At 66.3% G+C, this 20,245-nt stretch carries 15 protein-coding genes and 1 riboswitch; of the genes, 11 read left to right on the top strand and 4 right to left on the bottom strand.

Annotation, left to right across the window (positions count from 1 at the left end; translation table 11 throughout):
• Nucleotides 1-48: 48 nt before the first annotated feature.
• A complete protein-coding gene (locus GYM46_RS14445; RefSeq protein WP_008263253.1) occupies nucleotides 49-2,310 on the top strand; it encodes an adenosylcobalamin-dependent ribonucleoside-diphosphate reductase in 2,262 nt (753 codons plus the stop codon).
• A gap of 34 nt (nucleotides 2,311-2,344) precedes the next feature.
• Nucleotides 2,345-3,529: an NnrS family protein gene (locus GYM46_RS14440; protein ID WP_008260150.1), complete on the top strand. Its 1,185-nt coding sequence runs from the start codon at nucleotides 2,345-2,347 to the stop codon at nucleotides 3,527-3,529.
• A 6-nt stretch (nucleotides 3,530-3,535) separates the two neighbouring features.
• Here the strand turns inward: GYM46_RS14440 and modC are convergent, their stop codons facing one another.
• From modC to modA, 3 genes are read right to left on the bottom strand one after another with little or no spacing between them, the layout of a single operon-like run.
• Entirely contained in the window at nucleotides 3,536-4,603 is a 1,068-nt protein-coding gene (modC, locus tag GYM46_RS14435; RefSeq protein ID WP_008264113.1) for a molybdenum ABC transporter ATP-binding protein, read from the bottom strand.
• On the bottom strand, nucleotides 4,600-5,295 hold the full coding sequence (modB, locus tag GYM46_RS14430; protein WP_008262437.1) for a molybdate ABC transporter permease subunit: 696 nt from the start codon (nucleotides 5,293-5,295) through the stop codon (nucleotides 4,600-4,602). The genes modC and modB overlap by 4 nt, the downstream gene beginning before the upstream one ends.
• Before the next feature lie 9 nt (nucleotides 5,296-5,304).
• Nucleotides 5,305-6,108, bottom strand: coding sequence for a molybdate ABC transporter substrate-binding protein (modA, locus tag GYM46_RS14425; RefSeq protein ID WP_008263547.1), 804 nt, complete (start codon nucleotides 6,106-6,108; stop codon nucleotides 5,305-5,307).
• A gap of 158 nt (nucleotides 6,109-6,266) precedes the next feature.
• Nucleotides 6,267-6,401, top strand: a riboswitch (molybdenum cofactor riboswitch).
• On the opposite strand from modA, the gene moaA reads away from it, so the two are divergent.
• On the top strand, nucleotides 6,391-7,383 hold the full coding sequence (moaA, locus tag GYM46_RS14420) for a GTP 3',8-cyclase MoaA (protein WP_008264188.1): 993 nt from the start codon (nucleotides 6,391-6,393) through the stop codon (nucleotides 7,381-7,383). (Overlaps the previous riboswitch by 11 nt.)
• Here moaA and ftrB read toward each other — a convergent pair whose 3' ends face one another.
• Nucleotides 7,384-8,169: a transcriptional activator FtrB gene (ftrB, locus tag GYM46_RS14415; protein WP_040349641.1), complete on the bottom strand. Its 786-nt coding sequence runs from the start codon at nucleotides 8,167-8,169 to the stop codon at nucleotides 7,384-7,386.
• Between the two features lie 296 nt (nucleotides 8,170-8,465).
• Here ftrB and GYM46_RS14410 point away from each other — a divergent pair, with 296 nt between their 5' ends.
• The 8 genes from GYM46_RS14410 to GYM46_RS14375 are packed head-to-tail and all read left to right on the top strand — an operon-like array spanning nucleotide 8,466 to nucleotide 20,242.
• A complete protein-coding gene (locus GYM46_RS14410) occupies nucleotides 8,466-9,803 on the top strand; it encodes an MFS transporter (protein WP_008259837.1) in 1,338 nt (445 codons plus the stop codon).
• Nucleotides 9,804-9,815: 12 nt separating this feature from the next.
• On the top strand, nucleotides 9,816-11,207 hold the full coding sequence (locus GYM46_RS14405; RefSeq protein WP_008262382.1) for an MFS transporter: 1,392 nt from the start codon (nucleotides 9,816-9,818) through the stop codon (nucleotides 11,205-11,207).
• A gap of 2 nt (nucleotides 11,208-11,209) precedes the next feature.
• Nucleotides 11,210-14,941, top strand: coding sequence for a nitrate reductase subunit alpha (locus GYM46_RS14400; RefSeq protein WP_008262730.1), 3,732 nt, complete (start codon nucleotides 11,210-11,212; stop codon nucleotides 14,939-14,941).
• Complete coding sequence (narH, locus tag GYM46_RS14395; protein WP_008261108.1) at nucleotides 14,938-16,464, top strand: nitrate reductase subunit beta; 1,527 nt, start codon at nucleotides 14,938-14,940, stop codon at nucleotides 16,462-16,464. Before GYM46_RS14400 ends, narH begins: the two co-directional genes overlap by 4 nt.
• A 2-nt stretch (nucleotides 16,465-16,466) precedes the next feature.
• Nucleotides 16,467-17,177, top strand: a complete 711-nt coding sequence (narJ, locus tag GYM46_RS14390) for a nitrate reductase molybdenum cofactor assembly chaperone (protein WP_008262296.1) — start codon at nucleotides 16,467-16,469, stop codon at nucleotides 17,175-17,177.
• A gap of 11 nt (nucleotides 17,178-17,188) precedes the next feature.
• The gene (narI, locus tag GYM46_RS14385; protein WP_008263174.1) at nucleotides 17,189-17,908 is read left to right on the top strand and encodes a respiratory nitrate reductase subunit gamma; all 720 of its coding nucleotides are present in this window, start codon (nucleotides 17,189-17,191) and stop codon (nucleotides 17,906-17,908) included.
• Complete coding sequence (locus GYM46_RS14380) at nucleotides 17,905-19,017, top strand: peptidylprolyl isomerase (protein ID WP_154725584.1); 1,113 nt, start codon at nucleotides 17,905-17,907, stop codon at nucleotides 19,015-19,017. The genes narI and GYM46_RS14380 overlap by 4 nt, the downstream gene beginning before the upstream one ends.
• A 1-nt stretch (nucleotide 19,018) precedes the next feature.
• Complete coding sequence (locus tag GYM46_RS14375; RefSeq protein ID WP_008263836.1) at nucleotides 19,019-20,242, top strand: hypothetical protein; 1,224 nt, start codon at nucleotides 19,019-19,021, stop codon at nucleotides 20,240-20,242.
• Nucleotides 20,243-20,245: the final 3 nt, after the last annotated feature.

The raw sequence follows: 20,245 nt of genomic DNA, 5'->3' as shown, positions 1-20,245 counted from the left end.
CGCAGGGAATCACCGAGTCTGAGCGCCACGTTTTGACAGGGTGCAGCTATGGCGTTCGACAGTCCCTTGGCCGGAGAAATCTGGAACAGCAAATATCGCTTCCGCCCGCACGAGGGGACGGGAGACGCTACCGTCGAAGCCACATGGGACCGTGTGGCGGCCGCCCTGGCCGAAGCGGAGCCGACCAAGACCCGGGCGCGATGGCGGGCCCGGTTCCGCGAGACGCTGGACGCCTACCGGTTCCTGCCCGCTGGACGAATCCTCGCCGGCGCCGGCACTGGTCGCGCCGTGACCTTGTTCAACTGTTTCGTCATGGGCGTCGTCCCGGACGATCTGGACGGCATCTTCCAGCATCTGCGCGAAGCCGCCGTCACCCTGCAGCAGGGCGGCGGCGTCGGCATGGACTTTTCCACAGTCCGCCCCTCCGGCGCTCTCGTGCGAGGGGTCGGGGCGGAGGCCTCGGGTCCGCTCAGTTTCATGGACGTGTGGGATTCGATGTGCCGCACCATCATGTCCGCCGGTCAGAGGCGCGGGGCGATGATGGGCTGTTTGCGCATCGACCATCCGGACATCGAGGCCTTCATCGACGCCAAACGCGACGCGGTCCGCTTCAGGAATTTCAATCTCTCGGTTCTGGTTCCCGACGCCTTCATGGCCGCATTGGACGCGGATGCGGACTGGCCCCTGGTGTTCGACGGCGAAATCCGACGCACGGTCCGCGCCACGGATCTCTGGACCCGACTGATGCAGGCCACCTATGACGCGGCGGAACCGGGCGTGATCTTCATCGATCGGGTCAATGCTGCGAACAATTTGGCGCATTGCGAAGTCATCGCGGCCAGCAATCCCTGCGGCGAACAGATGTTGCCGCCTTATGGAGCCTGTCTTCTCGGGTCGATCAATCTGGCCCGCCTCGTCTCGGCGCCTTTCGAGCCCGATGCGGCGCTGGACGAACAGAAGTTGGCCGACCTCACCCGCACTGCCGTGCGGATGTTGGACAATGTCATCGACATTTCCCGTTTTCCTCTGCCCGCCCAGGAGGCCGAAGCCCGCGCCAAACGCCGGCTTGGCCTCGGCGTGACCGGCTTGGCCGACGCCCTGATCTTCTGCGGCGCCCGCTATGGAGAAGACCGCGCCGTCGCCCTGACCGGGCGGTGGCTGGGCCTGATCCGGCGAGAAGCCTATCGCGCCTCGGCTGAACTCGCGGCCGAAAAGGGCGCCTTCCCCCTCTATGACCCCGCGATGCTGCAGCGGCCCAATCTCGCAAGCCTGGATGCGGAGACTCGGGAACTGATCGGGCTTCACGGCCTGCGCAACGGCTGTCTGACCTCGATCGCGCCGACGGGCACCACCTCCCTCCTGGCCGGCAATGTCTCGTCCGGCATCGAGCCCGTGTTTGCTTTCGCCTATACGCGCAAGGTCATGCAGCCCGATGGGACGCGACGTGAGGAGGCCGTCGAAGACTACGCCCTGGCGTTATGGAAGACGCTCAAAGGCCCTGACGCGCCGCTCGACAGCGCGCCCGGCGACGCCTTCGTCAGCGCCCAGACCCTGACCCCGGAGCATCACCTGAGGATGCAGGCGGCGGCGCAGGCGCAGATCGACAGCTCGATCTCGAAGACGATCAACTGCCCGGAAAACATCGACTTTGAGGCGTTTTCGGATGTCTATCGTCAAGGTTATCGGATGGGTTGCAAGGGGCTGACCACCTATCGCCCCAACGCCATCACCGGCTCGGTGCTCAGCGTCGAGTCGCCGGCCTCCGTTCCCGCGGCGGCTCCGTCGTCCGACGTCGATCCTCTGACGCCGCGCCCCGGTCGGCTCGAAGGCGCGACCTACAAGATCCGCTGGCCGCTGGACGCCCACGCCGTCTACGTCACCATCAATGACGCGGACCCCGATGACGAAGGCGCGCGGCGGCCGTTCGAGATCTTCGTCAACTCCAAGAACATGGCGCACTACGCCTGGACCGTCGCCCTGACCCGGATGGTCTCGGCGGTCTTCCGGCGCGGCGGGAACGTCTCCTTTGTCGCCGAGGAGTTGAAGGCGGTGTTCGATCCCGGCGGCGGCGCCTGGATGGAAGGGCGCTACACGCCGTCGCTTCCCGCAGCGATCGGCGCAGTGATTGAGCGGCACCTTGGCCTCGCCGCAGAAAGCGGGTGCGAGTCCGCCGAATCCATCGAACCTCACCCCGTTTCCACAGCGCCCGGGCCGGCGCCCTCGGCCTGCCCCCGCTGCGGCGCGCCAGGCCTGGTGCGCAAGGAGGGTTGCGACAGTTGTCTCGAGTGCGGCCACTCCAAATGCGGATGAGGGTCAGGGCTGAATCCGTCGTTCCGAGGCCGCGGTGAATACGGCCGCCGCGCTTCGGGCCTATCGGGGGCCGGCCGTCTTTAGCCTGGGTCTGCGCCCCTTCTTCCTGTTCGGCGCCCTGTGGTCGGCGGTGGCCGCGCCCCTCTGGCTTTACGCCTTTCTCGCCGGAGGTCCGGTCGGCCTTGGCTGGCACATCCATGAAATGCTGTTCGGCTATACGGGCGGCGTCGTGGCGGGGTTTCTGTTGACCGCCGTGCCCAACTGGACCGGCCGCCTGCCCGTCGTTGGCCGTCCGCTGGCCCAGTTGTTCGCCTTGTGGGCGGCGGGTCGGGCCGCCATGCTCGCCAAGGCCCTGGCCCCCAGCCTGGCCGACGCGGCCTGGCCCGGGATTATCGACAGCCTGTTCCTGTCGGTCATGGCGGGCTTGATCTGGCGAGAGGCGGCGGCGGGCCGAAACGGCCGCAACCTTCCTGTCGCCGTCATGGTCAGTCTCTTCGCCCTCGCCAATATCGGCTTCCACCTTGAGGCGAAGGCGAGCGGTGTCGCCTCCCTGTCCACCCGACTGGGGCTCGGAATCGTCGCCCTGCTCATCGCCGTGATCGGCGGCCGGATCACGCCCAGTTTCACTCGCAACTGGCAGATCAAACGCGGCGGGCCGCTGCCCGCCGTCGCGGGTCGTTTTGACGCCGCAGCCCTGATCGTCACCGCTGCAGCCCTGACCGCCTGGTGCGTCAGTCCCGCGCATCCGGGGACCGGAGCGACGCTTCTGACGGCGGGCGGCCTGACGCTGTTGCGTCTGGGGCGATGGCGCGGTCACGCGACCCTGACCGAACCGCTCGTGTGGATCCTGCACCTCGGCTATATGTGGCTTGCTGCGAGCTTGATCCTGATGGGTCTCTCGATCACCGCGCCGCGCCTGATGTCACCGTCCGTCGGCGTGCACGCCCTGACGGCGGGGGCGGTCGGCGTCATGACCCTGGCCGTCATGACCCGCGCCAGCCGGGGCCATGCCGGACGGCCCCTGGTCGCCGGGCGAACCGAGGTCGCGATCTACGGACTGATCAACGCCGCCGCCCTGTCCCGCGTGGCGGGCGGACTGACGCCCAGCCTCTATCCGCTGCTGCTGACCGTCTCCGCCGCCCTCTGGTCGGCGGCCTTTTTCACATTCGTGTTCGCCTATGGGCCGATGCTGGCGACGCCGCGCCTGGCCCGACCGTGATCCCTGTCAGGCGTAGCGCGCGGCGGCGGTCGCCTTGACCAGGGCGATCACGGGCAAGCCGGGCGTCAGATCGAGCTGGCGACAGGCCTGAGGCGTGACCAGGGCTTTCAGCGTGAGCCCGCCCGCCTCCAGCCGCGTCAGAACCCCGTCTCCTCGGGTTTCAAGGCTCGCCACCCGCATCGGCAGCCGGTTCTGGAAACTGGCGTCGATCGGGTCGGTCAGGGCCAGGGCCACGTCGCGCGCATCGACCACGATCCTCAGCCGCTCGCCCGGCGCGACATCCAGAAGCGGCGACAGGAAGGGGGTTCCGGCCAGGTCGATCCGCGTGGCGCAGCCGGCCGGGTCGTGCCCGCTCACCCGCCCGTCGAGGATGGACAGCGGCGCACTGAGCCCGGCGGCGGTCTCGGCCTCCGGCCGGTCGAAAGCCTGGTCCGGGGGCTCGGCGCCCACGGCGCGACCGTCACCGACCAGCACCACACGATCGGCCAGACGCGCGACCTCTTCGACGGCGTGACTGACGTAGAGAATGGGCGGTCCCGCTCGCGACAACTGATCGAGATAGGGCAGGATTTCGCCGCGTCGGGCGCCGTCCAGGCCCGAAAGGGGTTCGTCCAGGATCAGCAACCGGGGGCGGGTCAACAGCGCACGCCCGATCGCGACCCGGCGCGCCTCGCCGCCCGACAACACGCCCGGCCGCCGCTCCAGAAGGGCTTCAAGCCCCAGCAGGGCGACGATTTCCTCCAGATCCGGCCGAGGATCGCCGGCCCGTCGCGGGCCGTACAGAAGATTGTCCCGCGCCGTCATGTGCGGAAACAGGCGCGCGTCCTGGAACACGTAGCCGATACGCCGCTTCCAGGTCGGAATCGACAGACCCGTTGAGTCGTCGAACAAGACCTCTCCGTCCAGCGCCACCCGGCCGCTACGGGGGCGGATCAGGCCGGCGACGACCTCGGCCAGAGTGGTTTTTCCGCTGCCCGAGCGGCCGAACAGGCAGGTGATGCGGGCGTCGCTCGAGAAATCGATCTCCAACGAGAAATCGCCGCGCTCGATCTGACAGGATACGTCCAGGGTCATCGCGTCGCCCCGATCCGCTGGGCGGCGACCCGGGCGCCCCACTCGGAGATCAGGAGCGCCGTAATCGAGACGCCGATGGAGATCAGGACGAGCCGCAGCGCAGCGGCCTCGCCGCCCGGCGCCTGGGTCAGACTATAGATGGCCAGCGGCAGGGTGCGGGTCTCGCCGGGTATGTTGGCGACGAAGGTAATGGTGGCGCCGAACTCGCCCAAGGCCTTGGCGAAGGCGAGCACGGTTCCGGCGGCGAGACCCGGCAGAGCGAGCGGCAGAGTGACGGTCAGGAAACGAATGAAGGGGCTGGCCCCCAGGGTTTCAGCGGCCCGCTCGATTCGGGGATCGACAAGGTCGAACGACAGCTGGACGGCCCGCACCAGCAGCGGAAACCCCATGATGGCGGCGGCCAGCGCCGCCCCCGTCCAATCGAAGGCGAAGACGATTCCCAGCGGCTCCAGCCAGGCGCCAAGCGGACCGCTGCGTCCGAACAGCAGCAAGAGCCCATAACCTGTCACGACCGGCGGCAGGATCAGCGGCAAATGGGTCAGGCCCGACAGCAGGCCCTTTCCGGGGAAGTCGCCGCGCGACAGGAGATAGGCCAGGGCGACGCCGGGCGGCAGGCTGAACAGGGTCGCGGTCGCCGCGACCTTCAGCGACAGACCGATGATCTGCTGTTCCTCGAGACTGAACGGGATCACCGGACGGGCTCAAACGGGCGGGGCAAAGCCGAATTCCCTAAACAAAGCCTGACCCTGGGGGCTGGTCAGAAAATCGAGGAAGACCTGCGCCCCCTGAATATCCCCGGCCCCGTCAAGGCGTCGGACGGGCGCGCCGGGATAGAGGATGGGCACATGGGCGTCCGTTGGAAAGACCGCCGCCACCCGGACCTTCGCCTCGACGCGGGCGTCGGTCGCATAGACCACCCCGAGCGGGGTCTCTCCTCGCGCCACCAGCGCCAGGGCGGCGCGTACATCCGCTGTCGGCGCCAGGCGATCCTTGACCTGGGACCAGAGGTTCAGACGCATAAGCGCCTGTCGCCCATAACGGCCCGCCGGCACTGAGGCCTCGGCAATGGCCAGACGGCCCTCCCCTAGTCGCTGAGCCACGGCGTCTGGCGAGGCCAGATCGACCATGCCGGCCGCAGCCGAGGCCGGCGCGACCAACACCAGCCGATTGGCGGCGAGGCGGCGGCGCGCGGCGATCTCGACCAGGCCGCGGCCTTGCAGCCAGTCCATCCAGTCTTCGTCGGCCGAGATGAACAGATCGGCCGGGGCGCCTTGCGCGATCTGACGCGCGAGCTGGGCGCTGCCGGCATAGGTCGCGCGAACGCGCCGCCCCGAGGACCGATCATACTGGGCGGCGGCGGCGTCGAGCACTTCACGCAGGCTGGCCGCCGCGAACAGGTCGAGCGGCCGGTCTTCGGATGAGCGGGGCGCGCATCCCGCCAGAGCCGTCGCCCCGATCAGGGCCAGCACGCGACGCCGTCCGACATCGCCTTCTTTCATCGACATGGGCTCGTCTCTCCACGCGGCGCCCCGGGCATCGCTTCGGCCGATTAACATGGTCGTCCGCCCGGCCGCACAAGACTTGAAGGGTTTCGACTTGATCTTCGTCAAGATCATTCCACGCGCCCATCATAGTCGGGTGCAGGTTCATCGTGTAACACATCAGTCAGTATTCGCTCCGAGCCGTCCGACCTACAGCAATCGCGCCAAGGTCTGACGGCCGGATCCGCAAGGATCGAGGGCGGCGGGAGAAATCCCTCCGCCTCCCGCCTCTGGAAAGGAGCTTCCATGGCGTTTGACGCCGCTGCCATGACCGACGGCTTTGGCCGCCGGTTCCATTATCTTCGCCTCTCGGTCACGGAGGTGTGCAACTTCAGTTGCACCTATTGCCTGCCGAACGGCTGGAAGAAGACGGGCCCTCTGTCGTTTTTGACAGTCGAGGAGATCGGTCGGCTGGTGGCCGGATTTTCGGACCTGGGCCTCAGCAAGGTGCGTCTGACCGGCGGAGAGCCGACCGTCCGCAAGGATTTCGACGCGATCCTGCGGACGGTCGCCGCCTCGCCCGGCGTGGCCAAGATCGCCGTAACCACTAACGGCTGGAACCTGGCGCGCCAGGTCGAGGGCTGGCGCGCCTCAGGACTGACCCACATCAACCTCAGCATCGACTCCATCGATCCGCAGGTTTTTCATCGGATCACCGGCCACGACAAATTGGGCCAGGTTCTGACGGGGCTCGACCGCGCCCTTGAGGAGGGCTTCTCCGCCGTCAAGGTCAACGCCGTCCTGTTGCGCGAAACGGCCGAGGCGGGATTCGACGACTGGGCGCGTTTCGTGCGCGACCGCCCCGTCTCCGTTCGCTTCATCGAACTGATGAAGACGACCGAAAACGACGATTTCTTCACCCGCCATCATGTCAGGGCCGACAGATTCCGCGCCTGGCTGGATCACAACGGTTGGATGCCGACGCCGCGCGCCTTCGACGCAGGCCCGGCTTTCGAATACCGCCATCCCGATCACGCCGGCGCGCTCGGCTTCATCGCCCCCTATGCGCCGGGGTTCTGCGACAGCTGCAACAGGCTGCGCGTGACCGCACGAGGCAAGCTGCGGCTTTGCCTGTTCGGCGACGGGGGCGTCGATCTGCGCGAACTGCTGCAGAACGACGACGACCGCGAAGCCCTCACCCGTCGTATCGTCTCCTCGCTCGGCGGCAAGGCCGCCGGCCACGACCTGGCGTCGGGTCGTTCGGGCGACCTAAAAAACCTCGCCCAGCTCGGCGGCTGATCAGGCCAGGCTGGAGCCGCAGGTGCGCCCTGAGCGGGTCGTCCACCGCTCGATCTCCGCCTTGCCGGCGCCGCCGGCGGGCGCGGGCATATGGTTGTCGATCAGCGGGTGCGGGCGCGCCAGTCGTTCCAGGGCGTCCGGACGTCCCAGGCTCACTTCCGCGCCGCGCACCACGACCCCGTAGCTGGACAGACCAGCGAAGGCGCGGGACAGATTTTCGGGCGACATGCCCAGCAGTGACGCCAGTACGCGCTTCTCGTGCGGCAAGACGATCGGATCACGCAAACCCTGACGCGCCCTTTGGGTGATCAGATAATTGGCCAGCCGCTCGACCCCGCCCCGCAGCTTCTGGTTCTTTACGGCCCGGACCAATCCCCGATAACAGCCGGACACTTCCTCCGCGACGGCGAAGCTGAAGTCCGCGTCCTGGCGCATGGTGCGACGCAGAGCCTCGCCCGACAGCATCAGGATTTCAGATCGCTCCAGGGTGCGCGCAGACATCAGCGCGTCCGCATCAAGCACGACTGCGGCCAGGATGAAGGTCGAGACCGGACGCAGCAGCGCCAGCGTCGTCTCCTTCTCCTTCCACGAGCCCTGAAGCTCCACCGCGCCTTCCAGAAGAACATAGAGGAAGTCGACCGTGTCGCCTTCCATCAGAAGCGTGGTTCCGGCAGGAAACCGTTGAAGAAAGGCCCCCGCCGTCACGTCGCGAAAGACCTCGGGCGAGGCCCGCGAAAACAACGGCAGGGCTCGGACGCGATCGAGATCGGAAGCGCGCATGGTCATGGCTATGGCTCCTGATGCGGTCGGGACAGTCGTCTCCTCGACGGAACAGGTTGATTCCATCTAGGCGACGCCCCCGTTCGATAGGCCGTCGATTGACAAACATCAATCCACGCCCCGACCTAAGACAAGACAACAACTGCCAAATGTCGCTTTACTTAGAAAATCATGTATAAATTCGCCACACGACCGCTTTTACAAAGACGCGAATTGATACGCATCAAATAAGACTGACGAGACGCCAGCTAGGACAGCTGAGCGGCGGCCGCTGAGACGCCGTCCGTGAAGGGAGCAGTCCGTTGGCATCCGCCGAAAACCCCGCCCCAGGCGCCGCATCGGCCCTGTGGGTCAGCACCTTCGCCTTCACCGCCTGTTTTGCGGTGTGGACGATTTTCTCGATCATTGGCGTCCAGATAAAGACCAACCTGGGCCTCTCCGAAGCCCAGTTCGGCCTGCTGGTCGGAACGCCGATCCTGACCGGATCCCTGGTTCGGGTCTTTCTGGGCGTCTGGACCGAGCAGTTCGGCGGACGGCGCGTCAATCTGATCGTCATGGTCCTGGCGGCGGCGGCGACCTTCCTGCTGTCCTACGCCCAGACCTACGGCCAGTTTCTGATCGCCGCCCTCGGCGTCGGCATGGCCGGGGGCGCCTTCGCCGTCGGCGTCGCCTATGTCTCGAAATTCTATCCCGCCGGCCGTCAGGGCACGGCGCTCGGCATCTTCGGCGCCGGCAACGTCGGCGCAGCGGTGACCAAGTTCGCCGCGCCCTTTGTGATGCTGGCCCTGGGTTGGGAGGCCGTCGCCCAGATCTGGGCCGGCGCCCTGCTGATCATCGCTCTTGGCTTTTTCCTGCTGACCCGCGACGAGCCGCAGTTGGTCGCGCGTCGCCGCAGTGGTGAAAGGGCCGCCGCCGCCTGGATGCAACTGACCCCGCTGAAGGATCTGCGGGTCTGGCGCTTCGCCCTCTATTATTTCTTCGTCTTCGGCGGCTTTGTCGCCCTCGCCCTATGGCTGCCGCACTATCTCACCGGCGCCTATGGGGTGGGGATCGGCGTCGCCGGCATGCTGGCGGCCGCCTATTCGATACCGGGTTCGTTGTTCCGGGTTTTCGGCGGCTGGTTGTCGGACAAGATCGGCGCCCGCAAGGTCATGTATCTGACCTTCGCCATCAGCGTGATCTGCACCTTCATCCTGTCCTATCCGGCGACCGCCTATGTGGTCGATGGGATCGAAGGCCCGATCCGCTTCCGCCTGGCGATCAGCCTGCCGGTCTTCACGGCCCTGGTGTTCGTGCTCGGCTTCGCCATGAGCCTGGGCAAGGCCGCCGTCTACAAGCACATCCCCGTCTACTACCCCGACCACGTCGGCTCCGTCGGCGGTCTGGTGGGCATGATCGGCGGTCTGGGCGGCTTCATCATGCCCATCGTCTTCGGTGCCCTCAATGATCTGACCGGCGTCTGGACCAGCTGTTTCATGCTGCTGTTCCTCCTGGTCCTGACCGCCCTCGTCTGGATGCACTTCGCGGTGCGCCGGATGGAGCGCCGCCGCGCGCCCATTCTGGCGGACCTGCCGGAGTTCCCCGAACTGGCGGGCGTCGGCCCGGACAAGGCCGCCTCCTCATCCCTGCGTTCGCATTAGAGAAAGACGCATATGTCTCGTCACATTCTGCATGACTGGCGTCCGGAGGACCCCGCGTTCTGGGCCGCTTCCGGACACCGGATCGCCCGCCGCAATCTCTGGATCTCGATCCCCAATCTGCTGCTGGCCTTTTCCATCTGGATGCTCTGGTCCACGGCGGCGACCCGTCTCAACACGGTCGGCTTCAAGTTTTCGACCGCCGAGCTGTTCTGGCTGACGGCGCTGCCGGCCCTGTCGGGCGCAACCTTGCGGATCTTCTACAGTTTCATGGTCCCCATTTTCGGCGGGCGGCTATGGACCACCCTGTCGACCCTGTCCCTGGCCATCCCCGCCATCGGCATAGGGGTCGCCGTCCAGAACCCTGAGACGCCCTATGGGGTCTTTGTCGTCCTGGCCCTGTTCTGCGGCCTGGGTGGCGCGGCCTTCGCCTCGTCCATGGCCAATATCGGCTTCTTCTTTCCCAAGGCCCAGAAGGGCAACGCCCTGGCCCTGAACGCCGGCTTCGGCAACCTGGGGGTCAGCGTCCTCCAGTTCACCGCGCCTCTGATCACCGGCGTGGCCCTGTTCAGCCCCCTGCTAGGCGCGCCTCAGACCTTTGTCGAAGACGGTGTTCAGCATCAGGTCTGGCTTCAGAATGCGGGCTTCGTCTGGGTCCCCTTCATTCTGATCGCCGCCGCCGCCGCCTGGTTCGGCATGAACGACGTCGCCTCGGCGCGCGCGTCGTTCCGCGAGCAGGCCGTGGTGTTCCAGCGCAAGCACAACTGGCTGATCTGCTTTCTCTACATCGGCACCTTCGGGTCCTTCATCGGCTTCTCGGCCGCCTTCCCCCTGCTCGGCAAGACGCTCTTCCCCGATGTGAACATCCTGCAGATCGCCTTCCTCGGCCCCCTGGTCGGCGCCGCATCTCGGGCCTTGACCGGCTGGGTGTCTGATCGCTGGGGCGGGCACAACGTCACACAGATCGTCTTCTACGCCCTGATCCTGGGGGTGTTGGCGGTGCTTCAGAGCGTCGGCGCCTTTGGCGCGGAACCGTCCTTCAGCCTGTTCTTCCCCAGCTTCCTGTGGCTGTTCTTCTGGACCGGCGTCGGCAACGCCTCGACCTTCCAGATGATCCCGGCCCTCGTCCGCGCCGACATGCCCCGGCTGATGCCCCGCGCCACGGCGGCGGAGCGATTGAAGCAGGCCGAGCTGGAATCCGCGGCCATCGTCGGCTTCTCGTCGGCCATCGGCGCCTATGGCGGTTTCTTCATCCCGCTGGCCTTCGCCAACTCGATGAAGGCGACCGGGGATCCGCTGATCGCCCTGTACCTCTTCCTCGCCTTCTATTGCAGCTGCGCCGTCGTCAACTGGGCCTTCTACGCCCGCCGGCGCTCGATCCTGAACCTCGCACCCAAGGCGGCCTGATCATGAGCCATACCCTAGACCGTCTCGCCTTCTTCACGCGCAAGACCGAACTGTTCTCCGATCGCCACGGCGTCATGAACGACGAGGATCGCGGTTGGGAGGAGGCCTATCGAAGCCGCTGGCGTCACGACAAGGTCGTGCGCTCGACCCACGGCGTGAACTGCACCGGCTCCTGCTCCTGGAAGATCTACGTCAAGGGCGGGATCGTCACCTGGGAGACCCAGCAGACCGACTATCCTCGCACCCGACCGGGCCTGCCCAATCACGAACCCCGGGGCTGCGCGCGCGGCGCCAGCTACAGTTGGTATCTCTATTCGGCCAACCGGGTGAAATATCCGCTGATCCGCTCGCGCCTGCTGCGGGCATGGCGCAAGGCCCGCCAGACGATGGAACCGGTCGCGGCCTGGGCCTCGATCCAGAACGATCCCGCCGCGCGCAAATCCTACACCAGCATGCGCGGGGCCGGCGGCTTCGTGCGGGCCGACTGGGAGGAAGTCACCGAGATCATCGCCGCCGCCAACGCCTATACGGCCAAGCGCTGGGGCCCCGACCGGGTGTTCGGCTTCTCGCCCATCCCGGCCATGTCCATGGTGTCCTACGCCGCCGGCGCCCGCTATCTGCAACTGCTGGGCGGGGTCACCGGCTCCTTCTATGACTGGTACTGCGATCTGCCGCCGGCTTCGCCTCAAACCTGGGGCGAGCAGACCGACGTGGCCGAAAGCGCCGACTGGTACAACTCCAGCTTCATGCTGCTGTGGGGGTCGAACGTCCCCCAGACCCGCACCCCGGACGCCCACTTTTACACCGAGGCCCGCTATCGCGGCGCCAAGTCCGTCGTCATCTGCCCCGACTATTCCGAAGCGTCGAAATTCTCCGACCTGTGGCTTCCCGTCAAACAGGGCACCGACGCAGCCTTGGCCATGGCCTTCGGCCACGTGATCCTCAAGGAGTATCATATCGATAAGCAGGTACCGTATTTCCGCGACTATCTGCGCAAATACAGCGACCTGCCGATGCTGGTCCGCCTGGTCCCCCAGGAGGGCGGCTATGTGCCGGAACGCCTGGTGCGGGCGTCGGATTTCGTCGGGGATCTCGATCAGGCCAACAATCCGGACTGGAAAACGGTCGCCATAGACGAGGCCACCGGTGAGATCGTGGTCCCGAACGGCTCGATCGGCTTCCGTTGGGGCGAGGACGGGCGTTGGAACCTTGAAGAGCGAGACGCCGCCGGGCGCGAGACCACGCTGAAGCTGGGCCTGAAGGACGCGCACGATGAGGTCGCCGGCGTGCGCTTCCCCTATTTCGCCAATACCGCCAGCAACGGCTTCGCCTCCACCGACCACCCTGACGTCCTGACGCGCAACGTCCCAGTCCGCCGGGTCAAGCTGAAGGACGGCGAGGCGCTGGTCGCCTGCGTCTATGACCTGTTCCTGGCCAACTACGGCGTCGACCAGGGCTTCGGCGGCGATTGCATGCCGCGCTCCTACGACGACCTGGAGCCCTATTCCCCGGCCTGGGCCGAGGCCATCACCTCGGTCCCGCGGGATCAGATCATCGCCACGGCGCGCGGCTTCGCCACCAACGCCGAAAAGACCAACGGCAAGTCAATGGTGATCATCGGCGCGGCGATGAATCACTGGTTCCACATGGACATGAACTACCGCGGCGTCATCAACATGCTGGTGATGTGCGGCTGCGTCGGTCAATCCGGCGGCGGCTGGGCCCACTATGTCGGTCAGGAAAAGCTGCGGCCGCAGACCGGCTGGGCGCCGCTGGCCTTCGCCACGGACTGGATCCGTCCGCCGCGTCAGCAGAACTCCACCTCCTTCTTCTACGCCCACTCCGATCAGTGGCGCTACGAAACCGTGGGCGTCGACGAACTGCTGTCGCCGACGGCGCCGGAAGGGCCGTGGAAGGCCTCGATGATCGACTTCAACGTCCGGGCTGAACGCATGGGCTGGCTGCCCTCGGCGCCGGCGCTGAAGACCAACTCGCTGGACCTGGTCAAGGCCGCCGAGGCGGCGGGCGTCGATCCCAAGACCTACACGGTGAATGGCCTCAAGGACCGCTCGATCGAGCTCTCTTGCATGGATCCGGACGACCCGGCGAACTGGCCGCGTAACATGTTCATCTGGCGCTCCAACCTGCTGGGCTCGTCGGGCAAGGGGCACGAGTATTTCCTCAAACACCTGCTCGGCGCCTCGCATGGCGTTCAGGGCAAGGATCTAGGCGAGGCCGGACAGGTCAAGCCTGTCGACGTGGTTTGGCATGACGCGGCGCCCGAGGGCAAACTGGACCTCCTCGTCACGCTCGATTTCCGCATGTCGACCACGGCGGTCTATTCCGACATCGTTCTGCCGACGGCCACCTGGTACGAGAAGAACGACCTCAACACCTCCGACATGCACCCGTTCATCCACCCGCTGTCCGCGGCGGTGGACCCGGCCTGGGAGTCCAAATCAGACTGGGACATCTTCAAGACGATCGCCAAGAAGTTCTCGGCGGTCGCGCCCGAGGTGCTGGGCCGCGAGCACGACGTGGTGCTCACCCCGATCCAGCACGACAGCCCCGGTGAAATGGCTCAGCCCTTCGAGGTCCAGGATTGGTACCTCGGCGAGTGCGAGGCCATTCCGGGCAAGACCATGCCCCAGATCACCGTCGTCGAGCGGGACTATCCGAACCTCTACAAGCAGTTCACAGCCCTCGGCCCGCTGCTGGAGACGCTCGGGAACGGCGGCAAGGGCCTGGGTTGGAAGACCGGTCACGAGGTCGACGAACTGCGCGCCCTCAACGGCGCCGTGCTTGAACCGGGGCTGACCGAGGGCATGCCGGGGATCGACAGCGCGATAGACGCTTGCGAGACCATTCTGATGCTGGCGCCGGAGACGAACGGCGAGGTGGCGGTCAAGGCCTGGGCGGCGCTCGAGAAACAGACGGGGCGACAACACGCTCACCTGGCGCTCGCCAAGGAGGACGAGAAGATCCGCTTCCGCGATCTGCTCGCCCAGCCGCGCAAGATCATCTCCTCGCCCATCTGGTCGGGCATCGAGAGCGAGACGGTCTGCTACAACGCCGGCTACACCAATGTGCATGAGCTGATCCCCTGGCGGACGCTCACCGGCCGCCAGCAGCTCTATCAGGATCACCTCTGGATGCGGGCCTTCGGCGAGGCGCTGTGCGTCTACAAGCCGCCGGTCGATCTGAAGACGACGCATGTGAAGGGTCTCAAGCCCAACGGCGAGACCGAGATCGTGCTCAACTTCATCACCCCGCACCAGAAATGGGGCATCCACTCGACCTATTCAGACAATCTGCTGATGCTGACGCTCAATCGCGGCGGCCCGGTGGTGTGGATTTCTGAAGTCGACGCCCGCAAGGCCGGGATCGTCGACAACGACTGGATCGAAGTCTTCAACGCCAACGGCGCCCTGACGGCCCGGGCCGTGGTGTCCCAGCGGATCCGCGAGGGTACGACCTTCATGTACCACGCTCAGGAAAAGATCGTGAACACGCCCGGTTCGGAGATCACCGGCCGGCGCGGCGGCATCCACAACTCCGTGACCCGCACCGTCCTCAAGCCGACCCACATGATCGGCGGTTACGCTCAACTCGCCTACGGCTTCAACTACTACGGCACCGTCGGCTCCAACCGGGACGAGTTCATCGTGCTGCGCAAGATGAAGAAGGTGGACTGGCTCGATGAGCCTCTGAAATCCAAGGAGTTCGGCCAATGAAGATCCGCGCACAGATCGGCATGGTGCTGAACCTGGACAAATGCATCGGCTGTCATACCTGTTCCGTCACCTGCAAGAACGTCTGGACCAGCCGCAAGGGCGTGGAATACGCCTGGTTCAACAACGTCGAGACCAAGCCGGGCATCGGTTATCCCAAGGAATGGGAAAACCAGAAGAAGTGGAACGGCGGCTGGCGGCGCAAGCCCAACGGCAAGATCGAGCCCCGCATGGGCGCCAAATGGCGCATCCTGGCCAAGATCTTCGCCAACCCCGACCTGCCCGAGATCGACGACTATTACGAGCCGTTCGACTTCGACTACGGTCATCTCCAGACGGCGCCGGAAATGAAGCATTTCCCCACCGCCCGGCCCCGGTCGCAGATCACCGGCAAACGGATGGAGAAGATCGAATGGGGGCCCAACTGGGAGGAAATCCTGGGGGGCGAGTTCTCCAAGCGCTCGCAGGACGTCAATTTCGAAGACGTCCAGAAGGAGATCTACGGCCAGTTCGAAAACACCTTCATGATGTATCTGCCGAGGCTGTGCGAACACTGCCTCAACCCCGCGTGCGTAGCCGCCTGCCCTTCCGGCGCCATCTACAAGCGCGAGGAGGACGGTATAGTTCTGATCGATCAGGACAAATGCCGCGGCTGGCGGATGTGCGTCTCGGCCTGCCCCTACAAGAAGATCTATTACAACTGGGACTCGGGAAAATCCGAGAAATGCACCTTCTGCTTCCCCCGGATCGAAGTGGGGCAGCCGACGGTCTGTTCGGAGACCTGCGTCGGCCGGATCCGTTATCTGGGCGTCTTGCTCTATGATGCGGACCGCATCGAGGCGGCCGCTTCAACCCCGGACGAGAAGGATCTGTACCAAGCCCAGCTCGACCTCTTCCTGGATCCGCACGATCCGGCGGTGATCGCCCAGGCGCGGGCGGACGGCGTGCCCGAGGCCTGGCTCGAGGGCGCGCGGCGCAGCCCGGTCTACAAGATGGCCATTGACTGGAAGGTGGCCCTGCCGCTGCACCCCGAATACCGGACCCTGCCGATGGTCTGGTACGTGCCGCCCCTCTCCCCGATCCAGAACGCGGCCGCTGTCGGCGCCCTGGAGATGGACGGCGACATGCCGGACGTGGAGGCGCTTCGCATCCCGGTCAAATATCTCGCCAACCTGCTGACCGCAGGCGTCGAGGAGCCGGTGACCCTGGCGCTTCGCCGCATGCTGACCATGCGCGCCTATATGCGCGCCCGGACGGTGGACGGCCGCATCGACCACGGGCTCGCCGAGACGGTCGGCCTGACGGCGGCCCAGATCGACGACATGTACAAGATCATGGCCATCGCCGACTACGAGGACCGGTTCGTCATTCCCTCGACGCACCGCGAGACGGTCGAAGACGCCTATGACCTGCGGGGCAACTGCGGCTTCACCTTCGGCAACGGCTGTTCCGGCGGCCGCACCGAACTGGGGCTATTCGGGCCCGACAAACGCTCACGCGCCAAACCCACAGCAGAGGTGGCCTGACCATGGCTTTGACCTATCGCGCCCTCGCCCTTCTGCTGACCTATCCGACGGCGGACATCCAGACCGCCGCCCCGGCGATCATGGCCGCCATCCGCTCGGAAGGCCTGGTCCCGCCGCCCATCGTCAGCGCCCTGGACAAGCTGGCCCGCAAGCTGGAGCACGAGGATCTGTACGAGCTTCAGGAGGGGTTTGTTCACCTCTTCGACCGAACGCGCTCCCTGTCGCTCAATCTCTATGAGCATATTCACGGCGAGAGCCGCGACCGGGGCCAAGCGATGGCGGCTCTGATCGAGCTCTACGGCTCTTACGGCCTGGAGCTGACCGCCAATGAGCTGCCGGACCATCTGCCGGTGTTCCTGGACTTCCTGTCCACCCTGCCGGACGAGGACGCCGCATCTCTGCTCGGCGAAGGCGCCCATGTCCTGGCGGCGCTGGCCGAGCGGCTTCACAAGCGCGAAAGCCCCTATCGCGCCGTGTTCGGTGCGCTGGCGGCCATGACGGGCGCCGTGCCGGATTCCGACGCGGTGGCCGCCTTGATGCAGGAGCCGGACGACGATCCGGACGATCTGGAGACCCTCGACAAGGCTTGGGAAGAGACCGCCGTCACCTTCGGCCCCGCCGAGGCCGGGTGTCCGAAGGCCGACGCCATCCTGTCCGCCATGAACGCCGCCCCGTCCCCTGACAATAGTCGCCGCGCCGACGCTGCGGCCTGAGGATCGAGACCATGGACCTGAATTTCATCGCCTTCGGCGTCTATCCCTATATCGCTCTGGCCGTGCTGGTGATCGGCTCGGTGCTGCGGTTCGATCGTGAACAATACACCTGGCGCACCGGCTCCTCCCAGCTTCTGCGGCGCAGACAGCTGATGGTGGGCTCGGTTCTCTTTCACGTCGGAATCCTGGCCATCTTCGCGGGCCATTTCGTGGGTCTGCTGACCCCGATCGCCGTCTGGGACTTCCTGGGCGTCAGCCATGGCTTCAAGCAGATGCTGGCGATCGTGGCCGGCGGCCTGGCCGGCTCGGCCTGTCTGGTGGGCGGCCTGTTGCTGCTCCACCGGCGCCTGTTCGATCCGCGAATCCGCCAGACATCCAGCTTCGGCGACATGGCCATACTGATCATCCTCATGACCCAGCTCTGCCTCGGGCTGGCGACCATTCCCTTGTCGCTGGGCCACCGCGACGGGCATGAGATGGTCAAGTTCATGAGCTGGGCCCAGGGCATCTTCACCCTTAATCCGAACAGCGCGAACTTCATCGCCGATGTCCACTGGATCTTCCGGGCGCATCTGACGCTGGGTCTGACGATCCTGCTGGTCTTCCCTTTCACACGGCTCGTCCACATGCTGTCCGCGCCGGTCTGGTATCTCAACCGCCGCGGTTGGCAGCTTGTTCGCAGCAAACGCCGCATGCCCGTGACGCGCCGCATCGGAGGCTCCGCACGATGAGCGCTATGATCGTCATCGACGGCGTGGCCCTGCCAGAGCGTCTGGTCGCCGAGGAGGCCCAGCACCATCCTGCGCCGAACGCCGAGGAGGCGCGCAAGGCGGCGGCCCACGCCCTGGCCATCAAGGCCCTGCTGCTGGACCGGGCCGATCAACTGGGTCTGACCCCGGCCCCGGAGTGCGATGAAGACGGCCGCGAGGAGACGCCCGAGGAAGCCCTGATCCGCGCGGTCCTGGAGGCTGAAATCCTGGTGGACGCGCCCAGCCGTGACGAATGCCGTCGCGTCTATGACCATGCGCCGAAACGGTTTTGCACACCGGCCCTGACCGAGGCCTCCCACATCCTGTTGGCGCCCCAGACTCAGGACGAGGCCGCCTGGGCCGAAGCGCAGGCGGCGGCCAAGGCTGCGATCACGGAGTTGGCCGCTTATCCGCATCGGTTCGCCGACCTGGCCCAGCGCCTGTCCGACTGCCCGTCCAAGGGCGTTGGCGGATCCTTGGGTCAGATCTCGCCGGGCGATCTCGCCGCCGAGGTCGAAGCGGGTCTCGATGCGCTTCAGGACGGCGAAACAGCGTCCGAACCGGTCAGGTCGCGCTTCGGCTGGCATGTCCTGCGCCTGGATCGGCGCATAGAGGGCCGCCAGTTGCCGTTCGAGCACGTCCTGCCGCGCATCGCCCTGCACCTGGAAAGCCGCGCCTGGACGGCGGCCGCCGCCCGCTATGTCTCCGGTCTGGCCGCTGAGGCCCGCGAAGGCGGTGTGAGGCTGAGCGTGACCGAGGACGGCGCCGTCGCTTCGGCGGCCCTGTCCTTGGGCGACCTTCTGAACGACCAGTCCGCCGTGACGGCGCGGCTGGAAGCCTGGCTCGACGAAGCGGATCCGGGCCTGGCCGCCCGAGCCCGCGACACGGCGGCCCAGGCGGGCGTGGCGACCGCCGAGTTCGTCCAGGGGGAAATCACCAACTTCATCCGCGAGGCCGACGACGAGGGATGGACCCGGTTGATCTCCGCCGCCCAGGGCGCCGATGACCCGGCCCTGGCCTGCGTCCGCGCCATTCTGAAATCGAAACTGGTGGAGCCTGCACGCACCTTCACCCTGATCCGGAGACATTGACATGGCTTTGACCGGACGCGCCTGGGCCGTCGGCCTGCTGATGACAGCGGCGCCCGCCGTGGCGCAGGCCCAGTCCCCCGCAGCACCGGCGGCCGCCTCCAGTCCGGCGGGCGACATCCTGTTCGATAGCCGCCTGCGCTATGAAGACGTCGGCCAAGACGGGCTCGACGACGCCACGGCCTTGACCCTGCGCGCGCGCCTCGGCTGGCAAAGTCCGGTCTATTCGGGCTTTCGCCTGTTGGTCGAGGGCGAGGCGGTCACCGCCTTGGTCGACGACTATAACGACACGATTCACGGCCCTGCGCACCGGGCGGTCGTGGGCGATCCGGAGGCCCTTGAGCTGAACCGGCTGCAGGTCGCCTGGACCGGCCTGCCCGACACCGAGGTGGTCCTCGGCCGCCAGCGGATCGTGCTCGGCGCCGCCCGCTTCGTCGGTAATGTCGGTTTCCGCCAGAACGAACAGACATTCGACGCCGTCAAGGTGACGACCAAGGCGTTCGAGCCCCTGACCGTCACCTGGGCCTGGATTGACAAGGTTCATCGCGTCTTCGGCGACGACAGTCCTGTCGGGGAATGGCGCTCGGACAGTCATTTGATCAATATCGAGGCCCCCACTCCGGTGGGACGGCTCACGACCTATGGCTATCTGCTGGACTTCGCCGACGCGCCCGCTCAATCCTCGGCGACCTGGGGCGCACGACTGGAAGGGAGTCGGCCCCTGTCTCCTGAATGGTCTGCCCTTTTCGCCCTCGAATACGCGCGCCAGTCGGAATATGGCGCCAATCCAGCCCGGTTCGATCTCGACTACGGGCAGATCTCCGCAGGACTGAAGCGCGGCCCTGTGACGGGAACGCTGGCGCTCGAGCGGTTGGATGGCGACGGCGTCCAGGCCTTCCAGACGCCCCTGGCCACCCTGCACGCCTTCCAGGGCTGGGCCGACGTCTTCCTGACCACGCCTCCCAACGGTCTGCGCGACGTTTCCGCCACCATCAGCTACACGGTGACCCGACCGCCGCTGGGGCGCAGCGCCGTCTTGACCGCCGCCTGGCGCGACTTCCAGGACGCAGACGCCTCGGTCCGCTACGGTCGGGAGCTCGACGTATCGGCCAGACTGACGCTGGACGCGCGGTGGGCTCTGGAGGTGAAGGCCGCCCATTTCGATGGAAGCCAGGTCGCCTTCGCCGACCGCGACAAGGTCTGGGCCGCCGTCGACTACCGGTTCTAGACC

Source organism: Brevundimonas mediterranea (genome assembly GCF_011064825.1).
GTDB lineage: Bacteria > Pseudomonadota > Alphaproteobacteria > Caulobacterales > Caulobacteraceae > Brevundimonas > Brevundimonas mediterranea_A.
Note: the sequence above shows the minus strand (reverse complement) of the source record. Positions and strands in the feature narration are given on the sequence as shown.